This is a genomic window from Mycobacterium uberis, from assembly GCF_003408705.1.
Taxonomy (GTDB): Bacteria; Actinomycetota; Actinomycetes; order Mycobacteriales; family Mycobacteriaceae; genus Mycobacterium; species Mycobacterium uberis.
The window spans coordinates 1-18,760 of the sequence record NZ_QAYL01000013.1; the positions used below are offsets into that span (position 1 = coordinate 1).

General features: G+C 56.7%; 11 protein-coding genes and 6 pseudogenes. 4 read left to right on the top strand and 13 right to left on the bottom strand.

Translation table 11 applies throughout. The features are described 5' to 3' along the window. Positions 1 to 509: 509 nt before the first annotated feature. The 7 genes and pseudogenes from MUBE_RS18995 to MUBE_RS08560 form a co-directional block, all read right to left on the bottom strand. A complete protein-coding gene (locus MUBE_RS18995) occupies positions 510 to 641 on the bottom strand; it encodes a hypothetical protein (protein ID WP_279386700.1) in 132 nt (43 codons plus the stop codon). 382 nt (positions 642 to 1,023) lie between these two features. Further along, entirely contained in the window at positions 1,024 to 1,986 is a 963-nt protein-coding gene (gene nrdF, locus MUBE_RS08535; protein ID WP_116540213.1) for a class 1b ribonucleoside-diphosphate reductase subunit beta, read from the bottom strand. Positions 1,987 to 2,132: 146 nt separating this feature from the next. Continuing rightward, a pseudogene (locus tag MUBE_RS08540) lies at positions 2,133 to 3,711 on the bottom strand (flavin-containing monooxygenase). A gap of 144 nt (positions 3,712 to 3,855) precedes the next feature. After that, the gene (locus MUBE_RS08545; RefSeq protein WP_116540207.1) at positions 3,856 to 4,596 is read right to left on the bottom strand and encodes a TetR/AcrR family transcriptional regulator; all 741 of its coding nucleotides are present in this window, start codon (positions 4,594 to 4,596) and stop codon (positions 3,856 to 3,858) included. Between the two features lie 125 nt (positions 4,597 to 4,721). Beyond that, on the bottom strand, positions 4,722 to 6,887 hold the full coding sequence (nrdE, locus tag MUBE_RS08550) for a class 1b ribonucleoside-diphosphate reductase subunit alpha (protein ID WP_243632950.1): 2,166 nt from the start codon (positions 6,885 to 6,887) through the stop codon (positions 4,722 to 4,724). Further along, entirely contained in the window at positions 6,824 to 7,315 is a 492-nt protein-coding gene (gene nrdI, locus MUBE_RS08555) for a class Ib ribonucleoside-diphosphate reductase assembly flavoprotein NrdI (protein WP_116540208.1), read from the bottom strand. The genes nrdE and nrdI overlap by 64 nt, the downstream gene beginning before the upstream one ends. 30 nt (positions 7,316 to 7,345) lie before the next feature. After that, on the bottom strand, positions 7,346 to 7,585 hold the full coding sequence (locus MUBE_RS08560; RefSeq protein ID WP_116540209.1) for a redoxin NrdH: 240 nt from the start codon (positions 7,583 to 7,585) through the stop codon (positions 7,346 to 7,348). Positions 7,586 to 8,172: 587 nt separating this feature from the next. On the opposite strand from MUBE_RS08560, the gene MUBE_RS08565 reads away from it, so the two are divergent. Beyond that, a complete protein-coding gene (locus tag MUBE_RS08565; RefSeq protein WP_133297087.1) occupies positions 8,173 to 8,418 on the top strand; it encodes a hypothetical protein in 246 nt (81 codons plus the stop codon). Continuing rightward, positions 8,406 to 9,428: pseudogene (locus MUBE_RS08570) on the top strand (Y-family DNA polymerase). Before MUBE_RS08565 ends, MUBE_RS08570 begins: the two are co-directional and overlap by 13 nt. Here MUBE_RS08570 and MUBE_RS08575 read toward each other — a convergent pair. The 6 genes and pseudogenes from MUBE_RS08575 to MUBE_RS20220 form a co-directional block, all read right to left on the bottom strand. Next, positions 9,420 to 10,286 carry an SDR family oxidoreductase gene (locus MUBE_RS08575; protein WP_116540211.1) on the bottom strand — a complete coding sequence of 289 codons (867 nt, stop codon included), beginning with the start codon at positions 10,284 to 10,286 and terminating at the stop codon, positions 9,420 to 9,422. The pseudogene MUBE_RS08570 and the gene MUBE_RS08575 sit on opposite strands and share 9 nt — an antisense overlap. A gap of 21 nt (positions 10,287 to 10,307) precedes the next feature. Further along, positions 10,308 to 10,855, bottom strand: a pseudogene (locus tag MUBE_RS08580) (TetR family transcriptional regulator). Positions 10,856 to 11,375: 520 nt separating this feature from the next. Continuing rightward, positions 11,376 to 12,008, bottom strand: a pseudogene (locus tag MUBE_RS19430) (FadR/GntR family transcriptional regulator); the annotation flags it as partial. A gap of 2,321 nt (positions 12,009 to 14,329) precedes the next feature. Further along, positions 14,330 to 16,498, bottom strand: a complete 2,169-nt coding sequence (locus MUBE_RS08595; RefSeq protein ID WP_116540212.1) for an acyl-CoA dehydrogenase family protein — start codon at positions 16,496 to 16,498, stop codon at positions 14,330 to 14,332. 34 nt (positions 16,499 to 16,532) lie between these two features. Then, a pseudogene (locus MUBE_RS08600) lies at positions 16,533 to 17,030 on the bottom strand (SDR family NAD(P)-dependent oxidoreductase); the annotation flags it as partial. Positions 17,031 to 17,903: 873 nt separating this feature from the next. Further along, complete coding sequence (locus MUBE_RS20220) at positions 17,904 to 18,119, bottom strand: hypothetical protein (RefSeq protein ID WP_424399065.1); 216 nt, start codon at positions 18,117 to 18,119, stop codon at positions 17,904 to 17,906. Between MUBE_RS20220 and MUBE_RS20225 the strand changes: the two genes are divergently transcribed. Together MUBE_RS20225 and MUBE_RS20230 are read left to right on the top strand one after the other, a co-directional pair. Next, positions 18,052 to 18,318 (top strand): hypothetical protein, encoded by a 267-nt coding sequence (locus tag MUBE_RS20225; RefSeq protein ID WP_424399064.1) that lies wholly within the window; start codon positions 18,052 to 18,054, stop codon positions 18,316 to 18,318. The genes MUBE_RS20220 and MUBE_RS20225 overlap by 68 nt on opposite strands. Positions 18,319 to 18,481: 163 nt before the next feature. Then, positions 18,482 to 18,760: pseudogene (locus MUBE_RS20230) on the top strand (carbon starvation CstA 5TM domain-containing protein); the annotation flags it as partial.

The following is an 18,760-nucleotide window of genomic DNA, read 5'->3' on the forward strand; positions in this document are numbered from 1 at the left end:
ATCAACTCACACAACCCATCGACCCACACCACAACCCACACCACCACACCCCACATAAAACAAAACCACACAACACTCAACAAGATGCTTGAGGACAGCCATCGTGGCGATCGGGGCAAAACGGCGGTGCTTGACCTGAGAAAGAGTTCGTAATTCGAAGCTGGCACATAACCTCTGAGAGCAATTCCGTTGAGACCAAAGAGACGCGGACTTGTGGCCGGGTTGGATTGGTATCGGTCCGATGAAAACCGGCTGCCTTCGGCATGCGGTAGCAGATACGCCGCATCCTCAGCAACCAGTGGAGCAAAGTATGGGCAGCCGAAGCATCCGTTCGTACTCGCGCTACTCGCCCCGTCTATTACCGCAGGCAAGTATGTAATGACAATGCACTATACGGCTCGCCTGCAATGACCGTGGTTATCGACGTTCGTCTAGACGAGCGGACCCGGCAACGGGACGGCTATTGAAGACCGGCGTCCGATCTGCGGGAAAGCGGTATTTCTGCGGTCCTACTCGCCAAAAGGTCCTACTAGCCAAAACATGAATCCTTCCCACCCCTTCAGTGCGCTCCGGCTGATATTGATTAACCGACGGGCGAAGGCGCCGCCAGACAACCTGTCGCCGTTTGCGACTTTCGTCATCGAAGACAACCAGCTTATGTCGCGGGAAACTACGACGACGCCAGAGAACCCCTTCGGCTATCCGCCATCATGGCCCCATGGATCAAGAGCGGGATAACTGTGCAAGTCAGAAACGCGCGCCCACCACGCAAACAATCTGCGTCCGGTCATCGACCTTACAACAACCTGCGGGCCCCGCGACTCTAGTCCAGGGCGAACTTTCCACGCGTTGTTAGTGTCCGGTAAACTAACAGAATACAGAAGGCTGTGAATTGCATCCCGCGACACGGCGCCCTCGCACTCTTCGCCATTCGATGCACCCGAAAACGTAGGCACCGACGGCAAAGCCGAACGACCGACAAGTGCCTGCTCCTACGATGATTTCGGCGCAGAAACAGCGTTTTTAGAAGTCCCAGTCCTCGTCCTCGGTGGCGACGGCCTTACCGATCACATAGGACGACCCCGAGCCGGAGAAAAAATCGTGATTCTCGTCGGCATTGGGCGACAACGCCGACAGGATCGCCGGGTTCACGTCCGTCTCGTCCCGCGGAAACAGCGCCTCGTAGCCAAGGTTCATCAACGCCTTGTTTGCGTTGTAGCGCAAGAACTTCTTGACATCCTCGGTCAACCCGACTCCGTCGTAGAGATCCTGGGTGTATTCCACCTCATTGTCGTAGAGCTCAAAGAGCAGTTCGTAAGTGTACTCCTTGAGTTCTGCCCGCTTAGCATCGTCAACCAGCACCAAGCCACACTGGAATTTGTAGCCGATGTAGTAACCGTGCACTGCTTCGTCGCGGATAATCAGCCGAATCATATCAGCGGTGTTGGTCAGCTTGGCTCGGCTCGACCAGTACATCGGCAGATAGAATCCAGAGTAAAACAGGAAGCTTTCCAGTAGAGTAGAGGCCACCTTACGCTTAAGCGGTTCGTCACCTCGGTAATATTGCATCACAATCTCGGCTTTGCGCTGCAGGTTGGTGTTCTCTTCCGACCAACGGAACACTTCGTCGATCTCCGCTGTCGAACACAGTGTGGAGAAGATCGAGCTGTAGCTCTTGGCGTGCACCGACTCCATGAACGCAATATTGGTAAGCACGGCCTCCTCATGTGGCGTCAGCGCGTCAGGAATTAGGCTGACCGCTCCGACCGTGCCTTGGATCGTGTCGAGCAGCGTCAGACCGGTGAACACCCGCATTGTCAGCTGCTTTTCGCTGGCGGTCAGCGTGCCCCAGGACGGAAGGTCGTTGGACACCGGCACCTTCTCGGGTAGCCAGAAGTTTCCGGTCAACCGGTCCCAGACTTCAGCGTCCTTATCGTCTTGCAGCCGGTTCCAATTGATCGCCGAAACGCGGTCAATCAGATTCATCTTCTCAGTCACCAAAACTCCACTTCACATGCCCAATTAGGCTAACAGCTTGCCCATAGTACTTAGACTCCAAACACTACCCCTGGGGTCCGACATGCCGCTGCAACACAAAAAATAGTGTTTGCCATGTCACCCAGCGCAGCCGTCTAATTTGCCGTCGTGAGCGGCGCATGCTGGTGCAATGAGCTCATCTCCATTCCAAAGAATTGGTATTCCGCAGACTTGACCGAGCGGGTCCCCCACCAGTACTGTTAAGTATAGTCGTCCCGAAGCGTGGGGTTCTTGTCATGCTTGTCGAGATACCAGCTGCTGCAGCCACCGATGTTCCACACCGAGTGAGCCAAGTTACGTTGCAGCTCGTCGTTGAAACGGTTCTAGGCGACACCCGTTGGAGCCAGCGCTTGCGCTCCTGACCAGTCGCACGTCGAGATCGCGTCAACGATATAGCGGATTTGGGATTCGATCGTGAACACAACGGAGTTGTGCCCTAGTCCGGTCTTGGGGCCCAGCAAGAAGAACAAATTGGGCATATCAGCGACGGTGATCCCGCGGTGAGCAACCATACCCTCACGGTTCCAGCGATCGACCAGATCCTCGTCGTGACACTCCTTGATCTGAACGTAGGTGTAGGAGTCGGTGACATGAAAGCCTGCGCCGTAGACGACCACATCCACTTCTCGGAAGACCTCACGGCCAGCACCGTCGACAGTGGCGATCCCGTCGCGCGTGATTCGGCTGATGGCTTCGGTGGCCAATTCGGTCTTCGGGTTCACGACAGCCCGATAATCATTGGAAGAGTTCAGGATTCGCTTGCAACCGATACGGTAGTTCGGAACCAGCCTGCGACGCAGCTCGGGGTCTTTCACCGAGTGGCAGATGTTCCATTTGGCAAAGGCTCCGATGACCTTGAGTGTGTTCGGTCGTTTCATCATGCCATACGCCAACACCTTATACGCCCAGTAGATGCCAACGCGCAGCAAGGCCAGCAGTCCCGGGACATTCGTCAGAGTGCGCCGCAGCCGCAATGGCAATTCTATGCTAATGCGCGGCACCACCCAGGGTAGGGTGCGTTGGTAGAGATGGAGTTCACTAACCTGACGAACGATCTCGGGCACAATCTAGATCGCGCTGGCGCCTGGTCCCAATCATTGCCACCCGCTTTCCGGTCAAATCTACACCGTGCTCCCAGTGCGCGGAATGGAAAGCGGGGCCGCGGAATTCGTCACGACCCTCAATGTCAGGAATCGACGGGATAGGCAGCGCTCCTGCCCCCGAGATCAGGAACTGGGCAACGTATTCTCGCCCATCGGACGTGAACACATGCCAGCGGTACTCGTCCTCGTCCCAGTGGCCGCGATCGACCAGCAAGTTGAAAACAATGTAACGGTGCAGACTGTACTTCTCGGTGACTCCTTTGAGGTAGTGCCAGATCTCGGGTTGGTAGGAAAACAGATGTTTCCAATCCGGCTTGGGCTCGAAGGAAAAAGAGTACAGGTGAGACGGGATGTCACAGGCGCAGCCGGGGTAGCTGTTGTCCTGCCAGGTACCACCGATGTCGTCGGCCTTCTCCAGGATCACGAAATCGACACTTTGCCGTTGCAGCGCGATCGCCATCCCCAGACCAGAGAACCCGGTCCCGATAATGAGAGCACGGATGTACACAGACTGTTGGCCCTCAGGACCCAGCTCAGCGTAGGTGTCCGGTTGAGTCTCAGCATTCGTCATGTTAAATAGGTCTTCCTATGGGGCTTGTGCGCGACATGCATATCTTTGGCCTACGCACCTAGCTGTCCACAAATAACCGGTACCTAGAGTATCGGATATAACGAGCGTTATCGATCGCCACGGCAACGTCAACGCTGCCGATGCTCAACCCGCGGAGCGATCGAGCGGTACCGCGTCATGGATCGGCCGGTCAGGATTCATCGAGATACCAAGCGTCTCGGCGGTTCCGAGGATAACGGCCAGCATGATGGTCGTCAGATGCGTAACGAACTGCTCACGCGGCATCCGCCGCGGGCTATTGGGTTCAGGGCCCAACCACCACTCGGTGGCCGACGCGGCCGATCCAAAGGCCGCGAACGCGGCAAGTTCGCCCGCCGCGTGGTTCAGCTCCATTTCCCGCAGCTCGTTGTTGAACATCTCGGCCATGGTCAGGGTGATCTCACGACCTTCGTTGAGGGTCTGCACCGTCGCCTCGGACTGCACCGAGAACCGGCCCTGGATGAAGACGCGCAACACGTTGGGATGCTTGTCGACGAGGCTGACATATTCGTCGACACCGTGCCGAATGACTTCGCGAGCCGAGTCGTTGGCTAAGTCGATAGCCGAGAAGATCGCTGCCCACAGCATGTCGCGCAAACGCATGCCGATGGCCTCGAACAGATCGGACTTGTCGGTGAAATGCCGGTAGATCTTGGGCTTAGCGGTACCGGCTTCTTCGGCGATTTCCCGCACACTGACCTCGGGCCCCAGCCGGTCAAGAGCGCGGAAAGCCGCATCGACGATTTCGCCGCGCACCTTTTTACGGTGTTCGCGCCAACGTTCGCTGCGCGCATCGACCTTTACCCCGAGCTTTGTGCTGGGATGGGGTCGCCTAATTCTCCCCACATCAAGTACCTTACCGTGTCACACATTCTGACCTGCGCAGACTGGCCATCCAACGGTTCGCAAGCGCGCATCTGACGGCACAACACACTCTGGAGAGCCGTCACAGGATTCACACTCGCGAGGAACTACAGCATGCAGGACACGCAGCCCTCGATCTCGGTACCTTCCAACGCCATCTGTCGCAGCCGAATGTAGTACAGGGTCTTGATTCCCTTGCTCCACGCATAGATCTGCGCCTTATTCACATCGCGGGTGGTGGCGGTGTCCTTGAAAAACAACGTCAGCGAGAGCCCTTGATCGACGTGTTGGGTGGCCGCCACGTAGGTATCGATGATCTTCCGGTACCCGATCTCGTAAGCGTCCTGGTAGTACTCCAGGTTGTCATTGGTCATGTAGGGAGCCGGGTAGTACGCCCGGCCGATTTTGCCTTCTTTGCGGATCTCGACCTTCGATACGATAGGGTGGATCGACGACGTCGAATGGTTAATGTAGGAGATCGATCCGGTTGGCGGCACCGCTTGCAAGTTCTGGTTATAGATGCCATGCGCGGCTACTAACTCCTTGAGCTGCTTCCAATCGTCCTGGGTCGGGATGCAGATACCTGCCTCAGCGAACAGCTGACGCACCTTGTTGGTTTTCGGCTCCCACGTCTGCTCGATGTATTTGTCGAAGAACTCCCCCGACGCGTACTTAGACCGCTCAAAACCCTTGAAGGGTATACCCCGTTCGATTGCGATGCAGTTCGAGGCTCGCAGCACATGAAACAACACTGTATAGAAGTAAATGTTGGTGAAATCGATTCCCTCTTTGGAGCCATAGAAGATACTTTCACGAGCCAGGTAGCCGTGCAGGTTCATCTGTCCCAGTCCGATCGCGTGAGAGTCGTTGTTGCCCTGCTCGATTGAGGGAACCGACTTGATGTGTGTCTGGTCACTCACCGCAGTCAGCGCGCGGATCGCCACCTCAATCGTCTGCGCAAAGTGTGGTGAGTCCATCGTCTTAGCGATGTTCAGCGACCCCAGGTTGCATGAAATATCCTTGCCTACTTTGGCATATGACAAGTCATCGTTGAACAACGACGGTGTAGACACCTGCAGGATCTCCGTGCACAGGTTCGAGTGGGTGATCCTGCCCGCGATGGGGTTAGCCCGGTTCACCGTGTCCTCGAACATGACATAAGGGTAACCGGACTCGAACTGCAGCTCGGCCAACTTCTGGAAGAATTCCCGCGCCTTGATCTTGGCTTTGCGGATACGTGCGTCATCGAGCATCTCATAGTACTTCTCGGTCACCGAGATATCGGCGAACGGCACACCATAAACCCGTTCGACGTCGTACGGCGAAAACAGGTACATGTCTTCGTTACGTTTGGCCAGCTCGAAGGTGATGTCGGGAATCACCACTCCCAGGCTCAGCGTCTTGATCCGAATCTTCTCGTCGGCGTTTTCTCGCTTGGTGTCCAGGAAACGGCAGATATCAGGGTGATGGGCGTGCAGGTACACCGCACCGGCTCCTTGGCGTGCACCTAACTGATTGGCATACGAGAACGAATCTTCAAGCAACTTCATGATCGGGATGACTCCGGAAGACTGGTTTTCGATGTTCTTGATCGGTGCACCGTACTCGCGAATGTTGCTCAGCAGCAAGGCAACACCCCCACCGCGCTTGGATAACTGTAGCGCGGAGTTGATCGATCGCCCGATCGACTCCATGTTGTCCTCGATGCGCAGCAAAAAACAGCTCACTGGTTCGCCGCGTTGCTTCTTACCCGAGTTCAAAAAGGTCGGGGTAGCCGGCTGGAACCGACCGTCGATGATCTCGTCGACGAGCTTCTCGGCCAGTCCGGTGTCTCCGGCAGCCAACGTGAGTGCAACCATACAGACCCGGTCTTCGAAGCGTTCTAAATACCGCTTCCCGTCAAACGTCTTGAGTGTGTAGGAGGTGTAGTACTTGAACGCACCCAGAAACGTTGGGAACCGGAACTTCTTGGCGTAGGCACGATCCAACAGCGACTTGACGAAGCTACGCGAATACTGGTCAAGCACCTCACGCGCATAGTAGTTCTCGCGGATCAGATAGTCAAGCTTCTCGTCCTGATTATGGAAGAAGACTGTGTTCTGATTGACATGCTGCAGGAAGAACTGGCGCGCCGCAAGTACGTCCTTGTCAAACTGAATCTTGCCGTTCACGTCGTACAGATTCAGCATTGCGTTGAGCGCATGGTAGTCTATTTCATCCGACAACACATGGGTGTCGGCAGTTGTCGGCTCTGCAATGACAGTTGATGACATGTCTGTTCCTTCCAGAAGTCAGTCCAGAAATTGCCTAAGCCCACTCGGACAGCGACGACGTCATCCTCGGTACCCATCAGTTCGAAGCGGTAGAGATACGGAACGCCACATTTGTGGGCAACGACATCGCCTGCGTAACAGAATCCTGCGCCGAAGTTGGTGTTACCGGCCGCGATCACCCCGCACAGTAATGCTCGATTGTGCTTGTTGTTCAAAAAGGCGATGACCTGTTTGGGGACATAACCGCCTGCTTGAAGATCCGGAGTGGCTCGGCCACCACCGTACGTGGGCAACACCAACACGTAGGGTTCGTTGACCTCGATATGACCATGCAACGGTATCCGCGTGGCGGGAACACCCAGCTTCTGTACGAAGCGATGAGTATTCTCCGACACCGAAGAGAAATAGACTAGGTTGCGCCCCTGCATCGCAACCTCCTTACCTAGATATCCGCCCGGCTACGCGGTCAACACGGCCCCGGCAAGTGCCTTGATGCGATCAGGCCGGAAGCCTGACCAATGGTCGTTTCCGGCCACCACGACCGGCGCCTGCAAGTAGCCCAGTGCCATTACGTAGTCGCGCGCCGCGGAATCGAGACTGATGTCGACCGTCTGGTATGCGATGCCCTGCTTATCTAGCGCCTTGTAGGTGGCGCTGCACTGCACACACGCGGGCTTGATGTACACGGTGATACTCATCAGAAATACCGCTCCTTTGCGGAAAGCTTCTAGAAGGGCTACATGGACTGGCAACTATTCAAATACAACGTATGTGCTGTGGTCAGCGATCCACCAAACTCCCAACATTCCCGTCGTACGGCCGCCACATCACCCGACCTGGCAGTACCGACTCCGGAACGATCACCCGCCTGGTTGGCGCAGTGAACCTGAGATCTGCTGGTACCTGTAAACACTACAGCTAGTGGGTAACGAGGAGAAGAGGTACAAGATGTTCTGAACAACATTTATGGAATTCCCTGGTCGTAAGCCGTGCCCTGCAAACCATCCGGCGTGTCGGAGCTCATAACAGTCGCCGCAGGCGCCCATCCGCATCAGTATCACCAACCAACCAACAAGGCTGGTGTCACCGGCACGCCTCTTGCCGCCAGCAAAGCCGCCAGCGGTAACTGGCGGCTCTGTTGCTAACCGAATGTGTTCTGCTCACCTCGGCAGCAAGCTGACTGCCGATGCCATGCAAATTTACGGAAATCTCGCGACTGTCCGGGAGCCTTGCCCGCCAAGAGCTGAAGCAGTGCGAATTAAGATTATTTTATAATACTTAATATTTGCCACGCGCTGCTGGCGATAGCCCGCTGACCCGCTACGTTGGGGCGGTCGCGGTGCAGCGCACTCATCTGCGGATGCTTTTACAGTCGGCGAAAACCACCGGCGACCTCAATATCCAGACCGACGCCCTACTGGCGCTGCTCGACGCCGGCTACACGGAACATAAACTTAACTATGGCGGCCACGTCCTAGAGACGTTGGGGCAAAAGCATAGGAGAGCCTGGCACAAGCTGTGCAAGCGGTGACTAACTGGGTCCTCCACGTCAACCGCAGCCAGTTTTTGGCATCAGCCGAGCCTCACCGCCACCCTAGAACTAGCCGAGCTACCGGTCATTCTTGACAGCGCTGGCGGTCCAACTGAACCATGCAAGGCCGTCACTTTTGCCTCATATGAGACCCGCGAATCCGGTGGGCACACAAACATGCCACTACGAACGGCCACCGGGCGCTGCCCTGGCATCACATTTTAACGTCCGATCCGACCGCCTATAACGACGCGTCCGACCACGCGATAGAGTTATTGTGCGATTTGGGACACCCGATCGAGATCTGAGGCTGGAACGAGGCGCATATCAGGTTGAACATAGCAAATACAGCCCAGACCACCGAAATCGCTGAGCACATCCGCGCCGTCATCTTGTCGGACGCCTAGCTGTCTTGCTCGGTCGACATTAGCGAGACCAATCAGCGCGCCAAGGCTACCACAGGTTTCGCGAAACCTGCTGGGACCTTTACCTTAACCAACGCGAATTAGATGGTCCTGATAGCTGATCGATCGACACGCTAAGCATATAGGGCTTAAGATAGCGAAAAGTTTTGAAAATTCAGGATAATGACAGCGTGGCAGCTTGCTCATAGCTACATCAAGATGCTGATTTCTGCATTTGGTCCACGGACCTGCTTGTGGCTGCTGTTTACCATGGGTTCCGCCCTCCCGCAGCCATATCGTCACATTTCCACGTGGTTTTGACTAACCGAGACGAAATAGACTTGGTGGTAACGAAGTTGGTGCAGCGTGCATTGACCGATATGATAGCCTCATCGCGCGGTAACCTGGGTGACGGTCACCGTGTGCACCGCAACGTTTTACGCCTGCGCCACAATCCGCACACTGGACGCGCCTACCACCCATCCCGATGTCATCACCGCCGCGGCACTGCGCGTCCTGAGTTTGCTCGAACTGGACCGCCCGATCCAATTACTCGGAGTTCGAAGTGCGGTTCGACCTCGAGACGCTCACGTAGCGTCAGCGTGACACCGGGCCGGGCCGAAGGGCCCGGGTAAAAACCACGTTGACTCGCCGCATCGCCACGCTATACGGCCACCATGCCAGCCGTTTGAATCCATACAGCACCCGGATATCGTGCGAAGTGTAGATCAGATACCGATTTTTTGCCACCCCAGCCAAGATCTTCTCGGCTGCCTTTTCCGCTGACACGGCATGATTACTGAAGCGGCCAACCCACCTACTGACATTCGGGTCTTGGCGGTCGACCCCGGCAATTTCGACAGTGTTGACCAGTGGCGTTCGCACCGCACCGGGCACCACGACCGACACCCCGATGCGGTGAGAGGCCAGGTCGAAGCGCAGTACCTCAGAAAGTCCACGCAGTCCGTACTTGCTGGCACTGTAGGCCGCATGCCAAGGCAGCGCGACCAGACCGGCCGCTGAGGAGACATTGACCAAATGACCACCCCGGCCGGCGGCCAGCATAGGTGGCACCAACGTCTCAATGACGTGGATCGGGCCCATTAGGTTGATCGCGACCAAATTGCTCCACTGGTCGTGGGTGAGCCGGTCAACGGTTCCCCAGACCGACACGCCGGCAATATTCATCACGACGTCCATGCTGGGATGCCTCGCATGGATGTCAGCGCCGAACGCTGCCACCTCGTCGTAGTCGGAAACGTCCAGGGCACGGTGTTCGGGTACCTGTGCACCGAGTGCCCGGGCATCGGACACAGTTTGGACCAAACCATCACAGTGGCGGTCGGTCAGATACAGCTCAGCACCGTGGGCTGCGAGCCGCAATGCGGTGGCTCGACCGATACCGCTAGCCGCACCAGTGATAAAACACCGCTTTCCCGCGAAATACCGTGCCTTCTGTACCATGGCTTACCTTCGGCCGCCGCCTCACAAAGCGTTGAGCCACATCTGCTCGAGCACCAACACGCGGTGCTTCACATCACTATCGCAACCACCCAGCATAGAATCACCAATCAACGTCAACGCGATAGTACCCGCCAGCGTACGGATCAATGTTGGGATGTCTTCACAGATTGGATGCGCAGCCCTCGCCTTCATTTCGACCTCAACGACGCCGACAATCTGGCACACCAGCATCTCAAATTGCCATTCGAGAATATCGTGGATCTCAATATCATTGTGACGGGCCGCATTACAGACCGTCCTGTTGTGTGCGTAGATAACGGCGGCATTTCCCACCATTCGCTTGGCGGACTGTTCAGGCGACTCGCTCTACTGGCAGGAGGCGAAATACTTAGGTGAATTCTTCGAGTTCTTCGGCTACCTCAGCCAGAATCTGGGCAAGCACAGAGCACTTGGAATCGAAATAGAAATAGAAGCCGGATTGGGTCACCTCGGCGGGATGGCTAATAGTGCTGACCGACAGCTCTGCGAACGGTCTCTCCTCACAGGAACTCACGTACTGCTTACAGGATTGCTTGCCGATGCCAATTACCTCACTTTAGCACGGCTCGTACATTCTGCTCCTGGCTGACGCTTTGGCGACTCATCTTGTGATCACCCTGATCTTGCATCAAGCCGTTCCAAAAGAAAACTTGACAGCCGTCAAGTTTGTCCAAAGAATTAATATTCAGTAATATTATCATCGTTTGTGCAGACAGACAAAACAGCATTCATGGCCGCCACCACCAGCACGTCACGCTATGTGTTGGACCAAAACCCAGTGCCGATGCACCCCAACGCTTAACGCTATCTCCGGTATAGGCAGATTCGAAAGGCGCCTGCTCGCCCACGATTGGAAGACTAGAGTACTGGCCGAACCGCCCGTCGGGAGCGGCCTCAAGTCCATACTAGGCGATTCAGGAGTTCTCGTTCTCGGTCACATCATCGATGTGTTCCGGGGAGGCATCGACTACGCGCTGTTCCTGTATTAAACACACGGCCCGCTGATTTACCTCGCCTCACCAATCCTGCCATCAATGACCGCACTGCGCCACCGACTGTAACCGCAGCAACAATTTCGGAGTGCGCACTATGCGTCTGATCTATCGCTTCGATGACCGCATCGGCAGAAGTGGTCCATGACTGGAGCACGTATCGCACGATGATACCCACCATTACATCGATAAATAATTGCAGAATATGGCTTTTCCACTGCTCAGCAAGCGCGATGTGGAGTTCGTCCCGTGCCGGTAAGCCGGGCTCCGACATTCGCCTGAACATTACATTGTACGCAAGACCGCACGCAGCCGCTCAATGCCGACTTCACCGATCCGTTCCACGGCAAGAGAGGCCCCCAGTGGCTCGAGCACCAGACGGGCATCAAGTAGCTCGTCGAGCATATTAAGTATAGATGACGACCGCTCGGGTCGCAGGGCCCGCGTCAGACCCATAGATAAGCAGCCCGCCACCTGGCCTGCGGCGCATCCTGACGACCTGATGGTATTCGACGAGTCGAACCGCTTCTCGCAGCATCGATCGACTGACCTGATAGCACTGTTGCAGAGCACGTTCCGAACCCAGCGATGCTCCGGTGATTCCAGCCACGGCGAACGATATCTTCCTCGATGCAGCGCGCGATATTCGGAGCTCGTTTGTCCGCCCGACTGTATCCGACTCGGTGCTCATTGGTGCTTAATTACGCTCTCCCACAAAATGACTAAACATGCGAGCAACATGCATCCCGCGATAGATCCTCCACCCGCCGAAACCACCGCGACCTTCAGGCGTTACGGCACCTTCCACTCACCCACCTTGCCGCGCAATTGCAAACAGGCATGGTATGCTATTGGCTAGATATGCGTGCACCTAGTCGAAGGTTAGCCGCTATAAGCATTTCAGCGGCAGCACACCATCACCGGCAATTCACACACCACCCACCATGAACGGACCGTCTTCACCGTCGCCACATACATCAAGGACTTCCAATCACGCGATGACCAGATACGTGCAACCCTCGTATAACTGCACGAGATCAAGGCCGGCGGAAGTCAGCTTAGCTCGTGACCACAATCTACGCCGTCGTATCTGACATAGCCCTCTTGGGGTAGTTGTCGCGGTGGAACCAGCCACCGACACCGTCGGATTCACCGATCCCCTGCACCGTCATTGCGCGGTGCTGACAATCGCTGAGTGCACCCCGTGCGGAACACCACCATCGCGATCGAGCCGTCGATGGGGACATCACAGTCCCACAGTCCGAACTACATCAATTTCCAACACAACCGAGCGTGCCGACCAACTCAACTGCTCCTTGGTGGTTCCATACAATTCCATATAGCGATAGAAGCTCAGCGCCAATCAACTCGCCGCGGAGTAATCATAGACCACAACCAGATCGGCGGATATCGACCATTGGTTTGACTGCCGGTCGCGAAGCGTATTTTCCTATTCCGGTAAAATGGGCGCCATCTATATAGTCTATATAGTGTGACACACGACCACGTAACGAGTCTGTGACTGCGCAACTGCACGGCACGTTAACATAATCGGGCTCAGCAAGACAGCGGTGTCGAATCCAGTTCCTCCAGTTCCGCAGTCCACAGCACCAATCCACAATTACGACGTCAACCTCATCGGCAGGGATGTCGCCCAGGGTAGCGATCCCGTCGATGTCGGCGACGACTAAACCGCGGCATTGTATGGTAGCCCGCACAGCCCCCTGGCCAGCTTTAGCCCCGGAGTACCGGTGCGACGACCGATTCGCGAGAACCCGGCATCAAGAATAATAACATCTTTTTTAAAATAGCTCATTTGCACCGCCACCGCCCGTAGGAACAAACTCTCCAGACCCACCAAACTAATTGTAGAGTACACTGCATTCGTGGTGTCAGCCAAGCAGCCCGAGCCGATATGGCAGCTGCTCTCGAGCACTGCGACGTCTACGCACGCTGGACATACGGTCTGTATCGCGACACGGCACAGTGTGCGCCTACGCCGTTAACTACCACCTGTACAGCCCGGACATCCCGACTCCGTACGTGGTCACCATCGTCGATCTCACCGAACAAAACGTCCTGTAAGTAACTGCCAATAGCATTAGCTGTAAACAGGATTCAGTGAAATGTGGGTCGCACCGGCAGTTAACCGATCAACGGGCACAAGTCAGGGTGATCTTGCAGATGTAGCGGCAGGCCATCTATCCAGTACCGGCAACCTAGCCGAAAAGACGTTGTAGCATAGTAATTTCCGAAAATTCTAGTGCTAAATTGCGCCGACACAACTCCTAGCAGATGGTGATCGGAGGGAGCACCAACCACGGAGTCGTCGCCAACAACGCTGAACACGCCAGCATGTCATAGCTCCGCATCACCACGACGGCGCGGTTCCCGTACTGTGTGTATTACGCATCGAGGTCCGTGATCACCGGAGTGCTTAGCTCGAGTTAGTTGATCGCCGCCAACTTATATCACTCAGCGCGTTTATCGGCAACCCCCTGGGGACAGCTATTATCCGATGCACATTAGAATTAGGACGTGCAGAGTTAAACGATCTGTTAGTGCGCTATTGCGAGCATACGCAGTAGCTCAAAAACTGCATGGCCGCTCTATACATCCGTCTTGTCGAAGGACCTGAGCACTGCTCTTGCAGTCCCTGAATAATCTCGCCAAACAGCCCAACAACTCCGGAAGAAATCTTCTCAACCATGTGCTGCCACTCCAACAACAGCAGCGACCATCAAACAAGTACCCGGGCCTACATACATGTTGTGAAAGTCGGTATCCGGCTTACAGCTCGCTATAGTAAAACTTGTAGGCAAAGGGTGATAAGACATCTCTTGATTCGTTTTTCTACCGGTGCATTTGTCGCACTGATATCATCTCAGCAGAATCAGGCCAAGCCTGGCCCTGTTGGTACCGCGGCGTTGGTGATACCAAAAGACTGCCATTGCTCCACTATTCCGCAACAGATTCCAAGAGTTTAACCTAACACAATGCAGCCAGAGGCTGTTAGTTGATCAGCGGATCGCGAGGCATGCCAAGGATACGCTCAGCAATTTGGTTGCGAGCGACCTCAGAAGTGCCGCCGGCGATGGCCATACCGCGAGCCCCCATGATCAACCGGCCAGCCACCGCGCCAGGCCCGTCTAGCAACGCAACCTCAGGCCCCAGTAGCGCCGACGAGATCATCGCGCCCTCAACCATGTGCTCAGCCAGCTTAAGTTTGGTGATGTTGCCTTCCGGACCCGGGCCCGCTCCTTCGACACTGCGGACGGCGCGACGCAAGTTCAGCAACCGCAGTGCGTGGTCTTCGGCAAGGTAAGTTCCAATGCGGATTTCCGCATCCGCCACCCGATCCACACGCTGCTGGGCCAGCTGTACCAGTTGCGCCGCCAAGCCCTGGTAAAACGATCCACTACTTCCAATGCTAACCCGCTCATTGCCCAACGTCGCCCGCGCAACCGTCCACCCGGAGTTGGGCGCACCAACCACGTCCTCGTCCGGGACTAACACGTCGTTGAAGAACACCTCGTTGAATTCCGATCCGCCGGTGATCTGCCGCAATGGCCGCACCTCAACGCCCACCGCCTTCATGTCGATGATCACGGTGGTAATGCCCGCATGCTTCGGGGCATCCGGGTCGGTACGTACAGTAGCCAAGCCGCGGTGGCAGTACTGGGCTCCACTGACCCACACCTTTTGCCCTGAAATCTTCCAGCCGCCGTCCACTCGCGTGGCCCGCGTCTTAACGGACGCCGCATCCGAACCAGCGTCGGGTTCGGAGAACAGCTGACACCAGATCTCTTCCTGACGTAACGCCTTCTCCACGAATCTTTCAATCTGCCAAGGTGTTCCGTGCTGGATCAGAGTCAGAATTACCCAGCCGGTAATCGAGTAGTCCGGACGTCTAATGCCGGCAGTGTGGAACTCCTCATCGATCACCAACTGTTCCACGGCATCGGCCGCGCGACCCCACGGCTGGGGCCAGTGCGGCATTACGTAGCCGGTCTCGATCAGCTTGTCGCGCTGCGCCTTCCTGTCCAGAGCGGCGATCTCGGCTGCGTCGGCACGGACCCGGATACGCAGTTCTTCCGCTTCGGCCGGCAAGTCCAGGCTGTTAGCCCGGACAGCACCTGCCGCAGTGCGCTCGAAAACATCGGCAGCCGGCGCGCCACCACCCAACAATGCCACACTGACCAGCGCCCGCCTCAGGTGCAGATGCGCATCGTGTTCCCAGGTGAAGCCGACGCCACCATACACCTGGATGTTGAGTTCGGCATTGCGTGCATAGGCGGGGAACGCCAGCGCGGCCGCCACTGCAGCGGCCAGCCGGAATTGCTCTTCATCCTGGGATGCCGCACGTGCGGCATCCCATACCGCGGCGACCGCCGATTCGGCGGCTACCAGCATGTTCGCGCAATGATGCTTGACTGCTTGGAATGTGGCAATGGTACGGCCAAATTGTTGACGCACCTTGGCATACCCGACGGCGGCATCGACACAGTCGGACGCCCCACCCACCGCCTCGGCAGTTAGCAACGTGCGAGCCCGAGCTAGCATCGATAGCCGTGCCCTGGGCAAGATGTCATCAGCAGTGACACCGACGTTGTGCAGCCGGACGCGCCCACAACGCCGAGTCGGATCGAGGTTTTCGGGCATGTCCACCGACACGCCCACGCGACCTCGTTCCAACACCAACACATCGTCATCGGTGGCGATCAGCAGCAGCTCGGCGAGCCCCGCCCCCAACACAATTCCGGCTTCGCCGTCAGCTATACCACAGTCTGTGACCTGTACCTTGCCATTCAGCCCGATGCCCGCGGTAAGGCTTCCGTCGACCAGCCCGGGTAGCAGCCGCGTTTTCTGATCGGCGGTGCCGTCGTTGCCAATCACCGCCGACGCAATCACGGTCGGGACGAACGGCCCCGGCGCCACCGCACGACCGAGTTCCTCTATCACCACCACGAGTTCGGGCAATCCGTAGCCTGAACCGCCATACTCTTCATCCACGTGCAGACCGAGCCAGCCGAGCTCCACCATATCGGACCAGAATCCAGGCCGGGTCTCGTCAGGCGTATCGAGTAGCGACCGGGCCGCCCAGCGCGCCTTCTGCGAGATCAAGAACGCGCGGGCTACCTCGGCCAGCTCGCGATGGTCGTCGGTCAGTGCGATACCCATCGAGGTCCTCCTCGCGCCGCTTCCCGGTAGGAATTTAGAATTCAGAGTGTACGTAACGCAACAGGATCGCCAAAGCGGCTGTTTGCTGTCCGACATCCAGGTTGCAGACATTAACCGTTGAGTATCGGTTGTCCACGATGGCCGCCATCTCGTCAGGAACCATCGCGATCAAGCCGACCAAAAATAAACTCGAGGCGATCGCCAGAACCCAGACTCCCGGCGATCCCAGGTCGCCGTGCCATCATCAAGCACACGCCCGCGATCGCCACCTTGGCGGCGGTGTAAGCGACCTGCCCAATCTGGCTCTCGAAAGCCGCAATCGACGCGGTATTGATGACTACGCCGCGCTCCATCATCCTCGAGCTCGTTCGTGTTCGTGGCAACCCGCCAAGGTTGTCAACCGCGGTTTGCAGCGCCTGCTCAGTGCCAGTGAAATCGGTGACGTTGACTGGGTAGAACACCCAGCTGAGACCGTCGGCAACTTCTTGCCGTCAAAACCATCGCGATCTAGAACAGTGACTTGTGCACCACGCCCGACCTAACAGTTAAGCGGTAGCCCGCCTCATCCCTGATGTCAATGACGACAACCTTAACGTCTCGTTGCTCTCCAATTCTGACCTCCACGTCAGAATCTTTTAAGTATACACGCTACTGCTCCCGCGTAGCCACGACTTCGGCACATCATGCCACGCCTGAACTGTACTGTTTTTCGACGTTGCCGCCAAGTCGTACGATGTTGGCGACACCTAGTCGTGGCTGTCTAAGGTCACGCACGTCATTGACTTGCTGTGCGTTGCCGCGCCTGACGCCAATGTGGTCGTGATCATTGTGTCGCGGCTTTCCGGTGAACTACCCCAACACCGTATCGGCGTTGACTAGGCGCTGCTGCGGTCACGACCCGTAGCGGCATCGTAGTCGGTGCTGATCGTTACCGACGTCGAAGCCACCTTCTCCGAGATCAGCGCGGTGTCCGGAAAAGGAGCTCAGTCCCAGCGCGCCGAACACATCACGCGATTATTCACTGCCACAACCAAAACCGAGCAGCTCCTTCTGCTGCGGCTGCTAAGTAGCGAACCGTCCAAGGTGCACTGGGCGGGCCCTCGCCATTATCGTGATCGTGTTACGAGCATCTGGGGCGTGCTCTCCATCACCACGGACTATAGCCGATCGCCCTTTTTAGGCCTGCTACCTGAGGTCCCTGCGTCCCGGGTGGGGAACAGAGGTATCAATCGTGGAGTTCGTACGACTACTGCTCACGGTAGCCTACAGCAACTATGTGGTCGAAAAACCTTAGGGCACTTTCTAGTTAAACCTGCCGCCAGTGACCTTGTACTGATGCCTCACCATTTACGGTTTCGCCGCAGCAGTGCTTCCGGTGTGGTTGCTGCTTGCGCTGCGCGACTACCTAGTGACATTCATGCCAGTCGGAGCCATTGCGTTGCTCACGATCGGCATCTGAACCTCCCATCCGGCCATGCAAGCACCCGCAATCTCGCGGTTTGCCGCTCACGGCAAGAGGCAAATGTTCGGCCGGCACACTGTTCCCGTTCTTGTTGGTCACCATCGCATGCAGCGCACTGTCCGGAGTCCACGCCCCGATCTCACCCGGGACAACACTCAAGTTGTTGCCAGATGTGGCTGTTCAGCTACGGCGGCATACTTATCGAGTCCTTCATTGCTGTCATAGCGCTTATCACCACGTCGATCATCAACCAGAATCTCTACTTTCACCCTCAACGCACTGGCCGCACAAACCGACAGCACCGCGGCAACCGCCGCAGAGTACGTCAATAGACTCAGTCTGTAAGGTGCTTCAGTAACCGCCGATCAGATCGCTCAAGCCGCCAGTAGTGTCGGCGAACAGTCGATTACGTAGCGCACCGACGGAGCACCAACACTGGCATGGGGCATGTCCGAGGTACTGCAACGCATAAACGCATATTCGGCGGCGCCAGCCTTAAGGGATCCTAGTATCACTCTGCCACCATGTTCGAGGCGTTATTCATCCTCGCCACCCCCGATGCGGGCACCCGTACGAGCCGCTGCATGCTCTCCCACACCCTCAGTAACTTAGGCGGCCTGCTGGCCAAGCTGCGAAATCCAAGCTCGCGCCCCAGCGTGCAGACCTGCAACCTGGTCATGGACGATTCATGGGATTTGAAATGGCAGGCTGTCCTCAAGCATCTTGTTGAGTGTTGTGTGGTTTTGTTTTATGTGGGGTGTGGTGGTGTGGGTTGTGGTGTGGGTCGATGGGTTGTGTGA

Coding starts and splice junctions, on each gene's coding strand:
- MUBE_RS18995 (WP_279386700.1), bottom strand. CDS start 641: ATGACGAAAGTCGCAAACGGCGACAGGTTGTCTGGCGGCGCCTTCGCC.
- nrdF (WP_116540213.1), bottom strand. CDS start 1,986: ATGAATCTGATTGACCGCGTTTCGGCGATCAATTGGAACCGGCTGCAA.
- nrdE (WP_243632950.1), bottom strand. CDS start 6,887: ATGTCATCAACTGTCATTGCAGAGCCGACAACTGCCGACACCCATGTG.
- nrdI (WP_116540208.1), bottom strand. CDS start 7,315: ATGCAGGGGCGCAACCTAGTCTATTTCTCTTCGGTGTCGGAGAATACT.
- MUBE_RS08560 (WP_116540209.1), bottom strand. CDS start 7,585: ATGAGTATCACCGTGTACATCAAGCCCGCGTGTGTGCAGTGCAGCGCC.
- MUBE_RS08575 (WP_116540211.1), bottom strand. CDS start 10,286: ATGGTACAGAAGGCACGGTATTTCGCGGGAAAGCGGTGTTTTATCACT.
- MUBE_RS08595 (WP_116540212.1), bottom strand. CDS start 16,498: ATGGGTATCGCACTGACCGACGACCATCGCGAGCTGGCCGAGGTAGCC.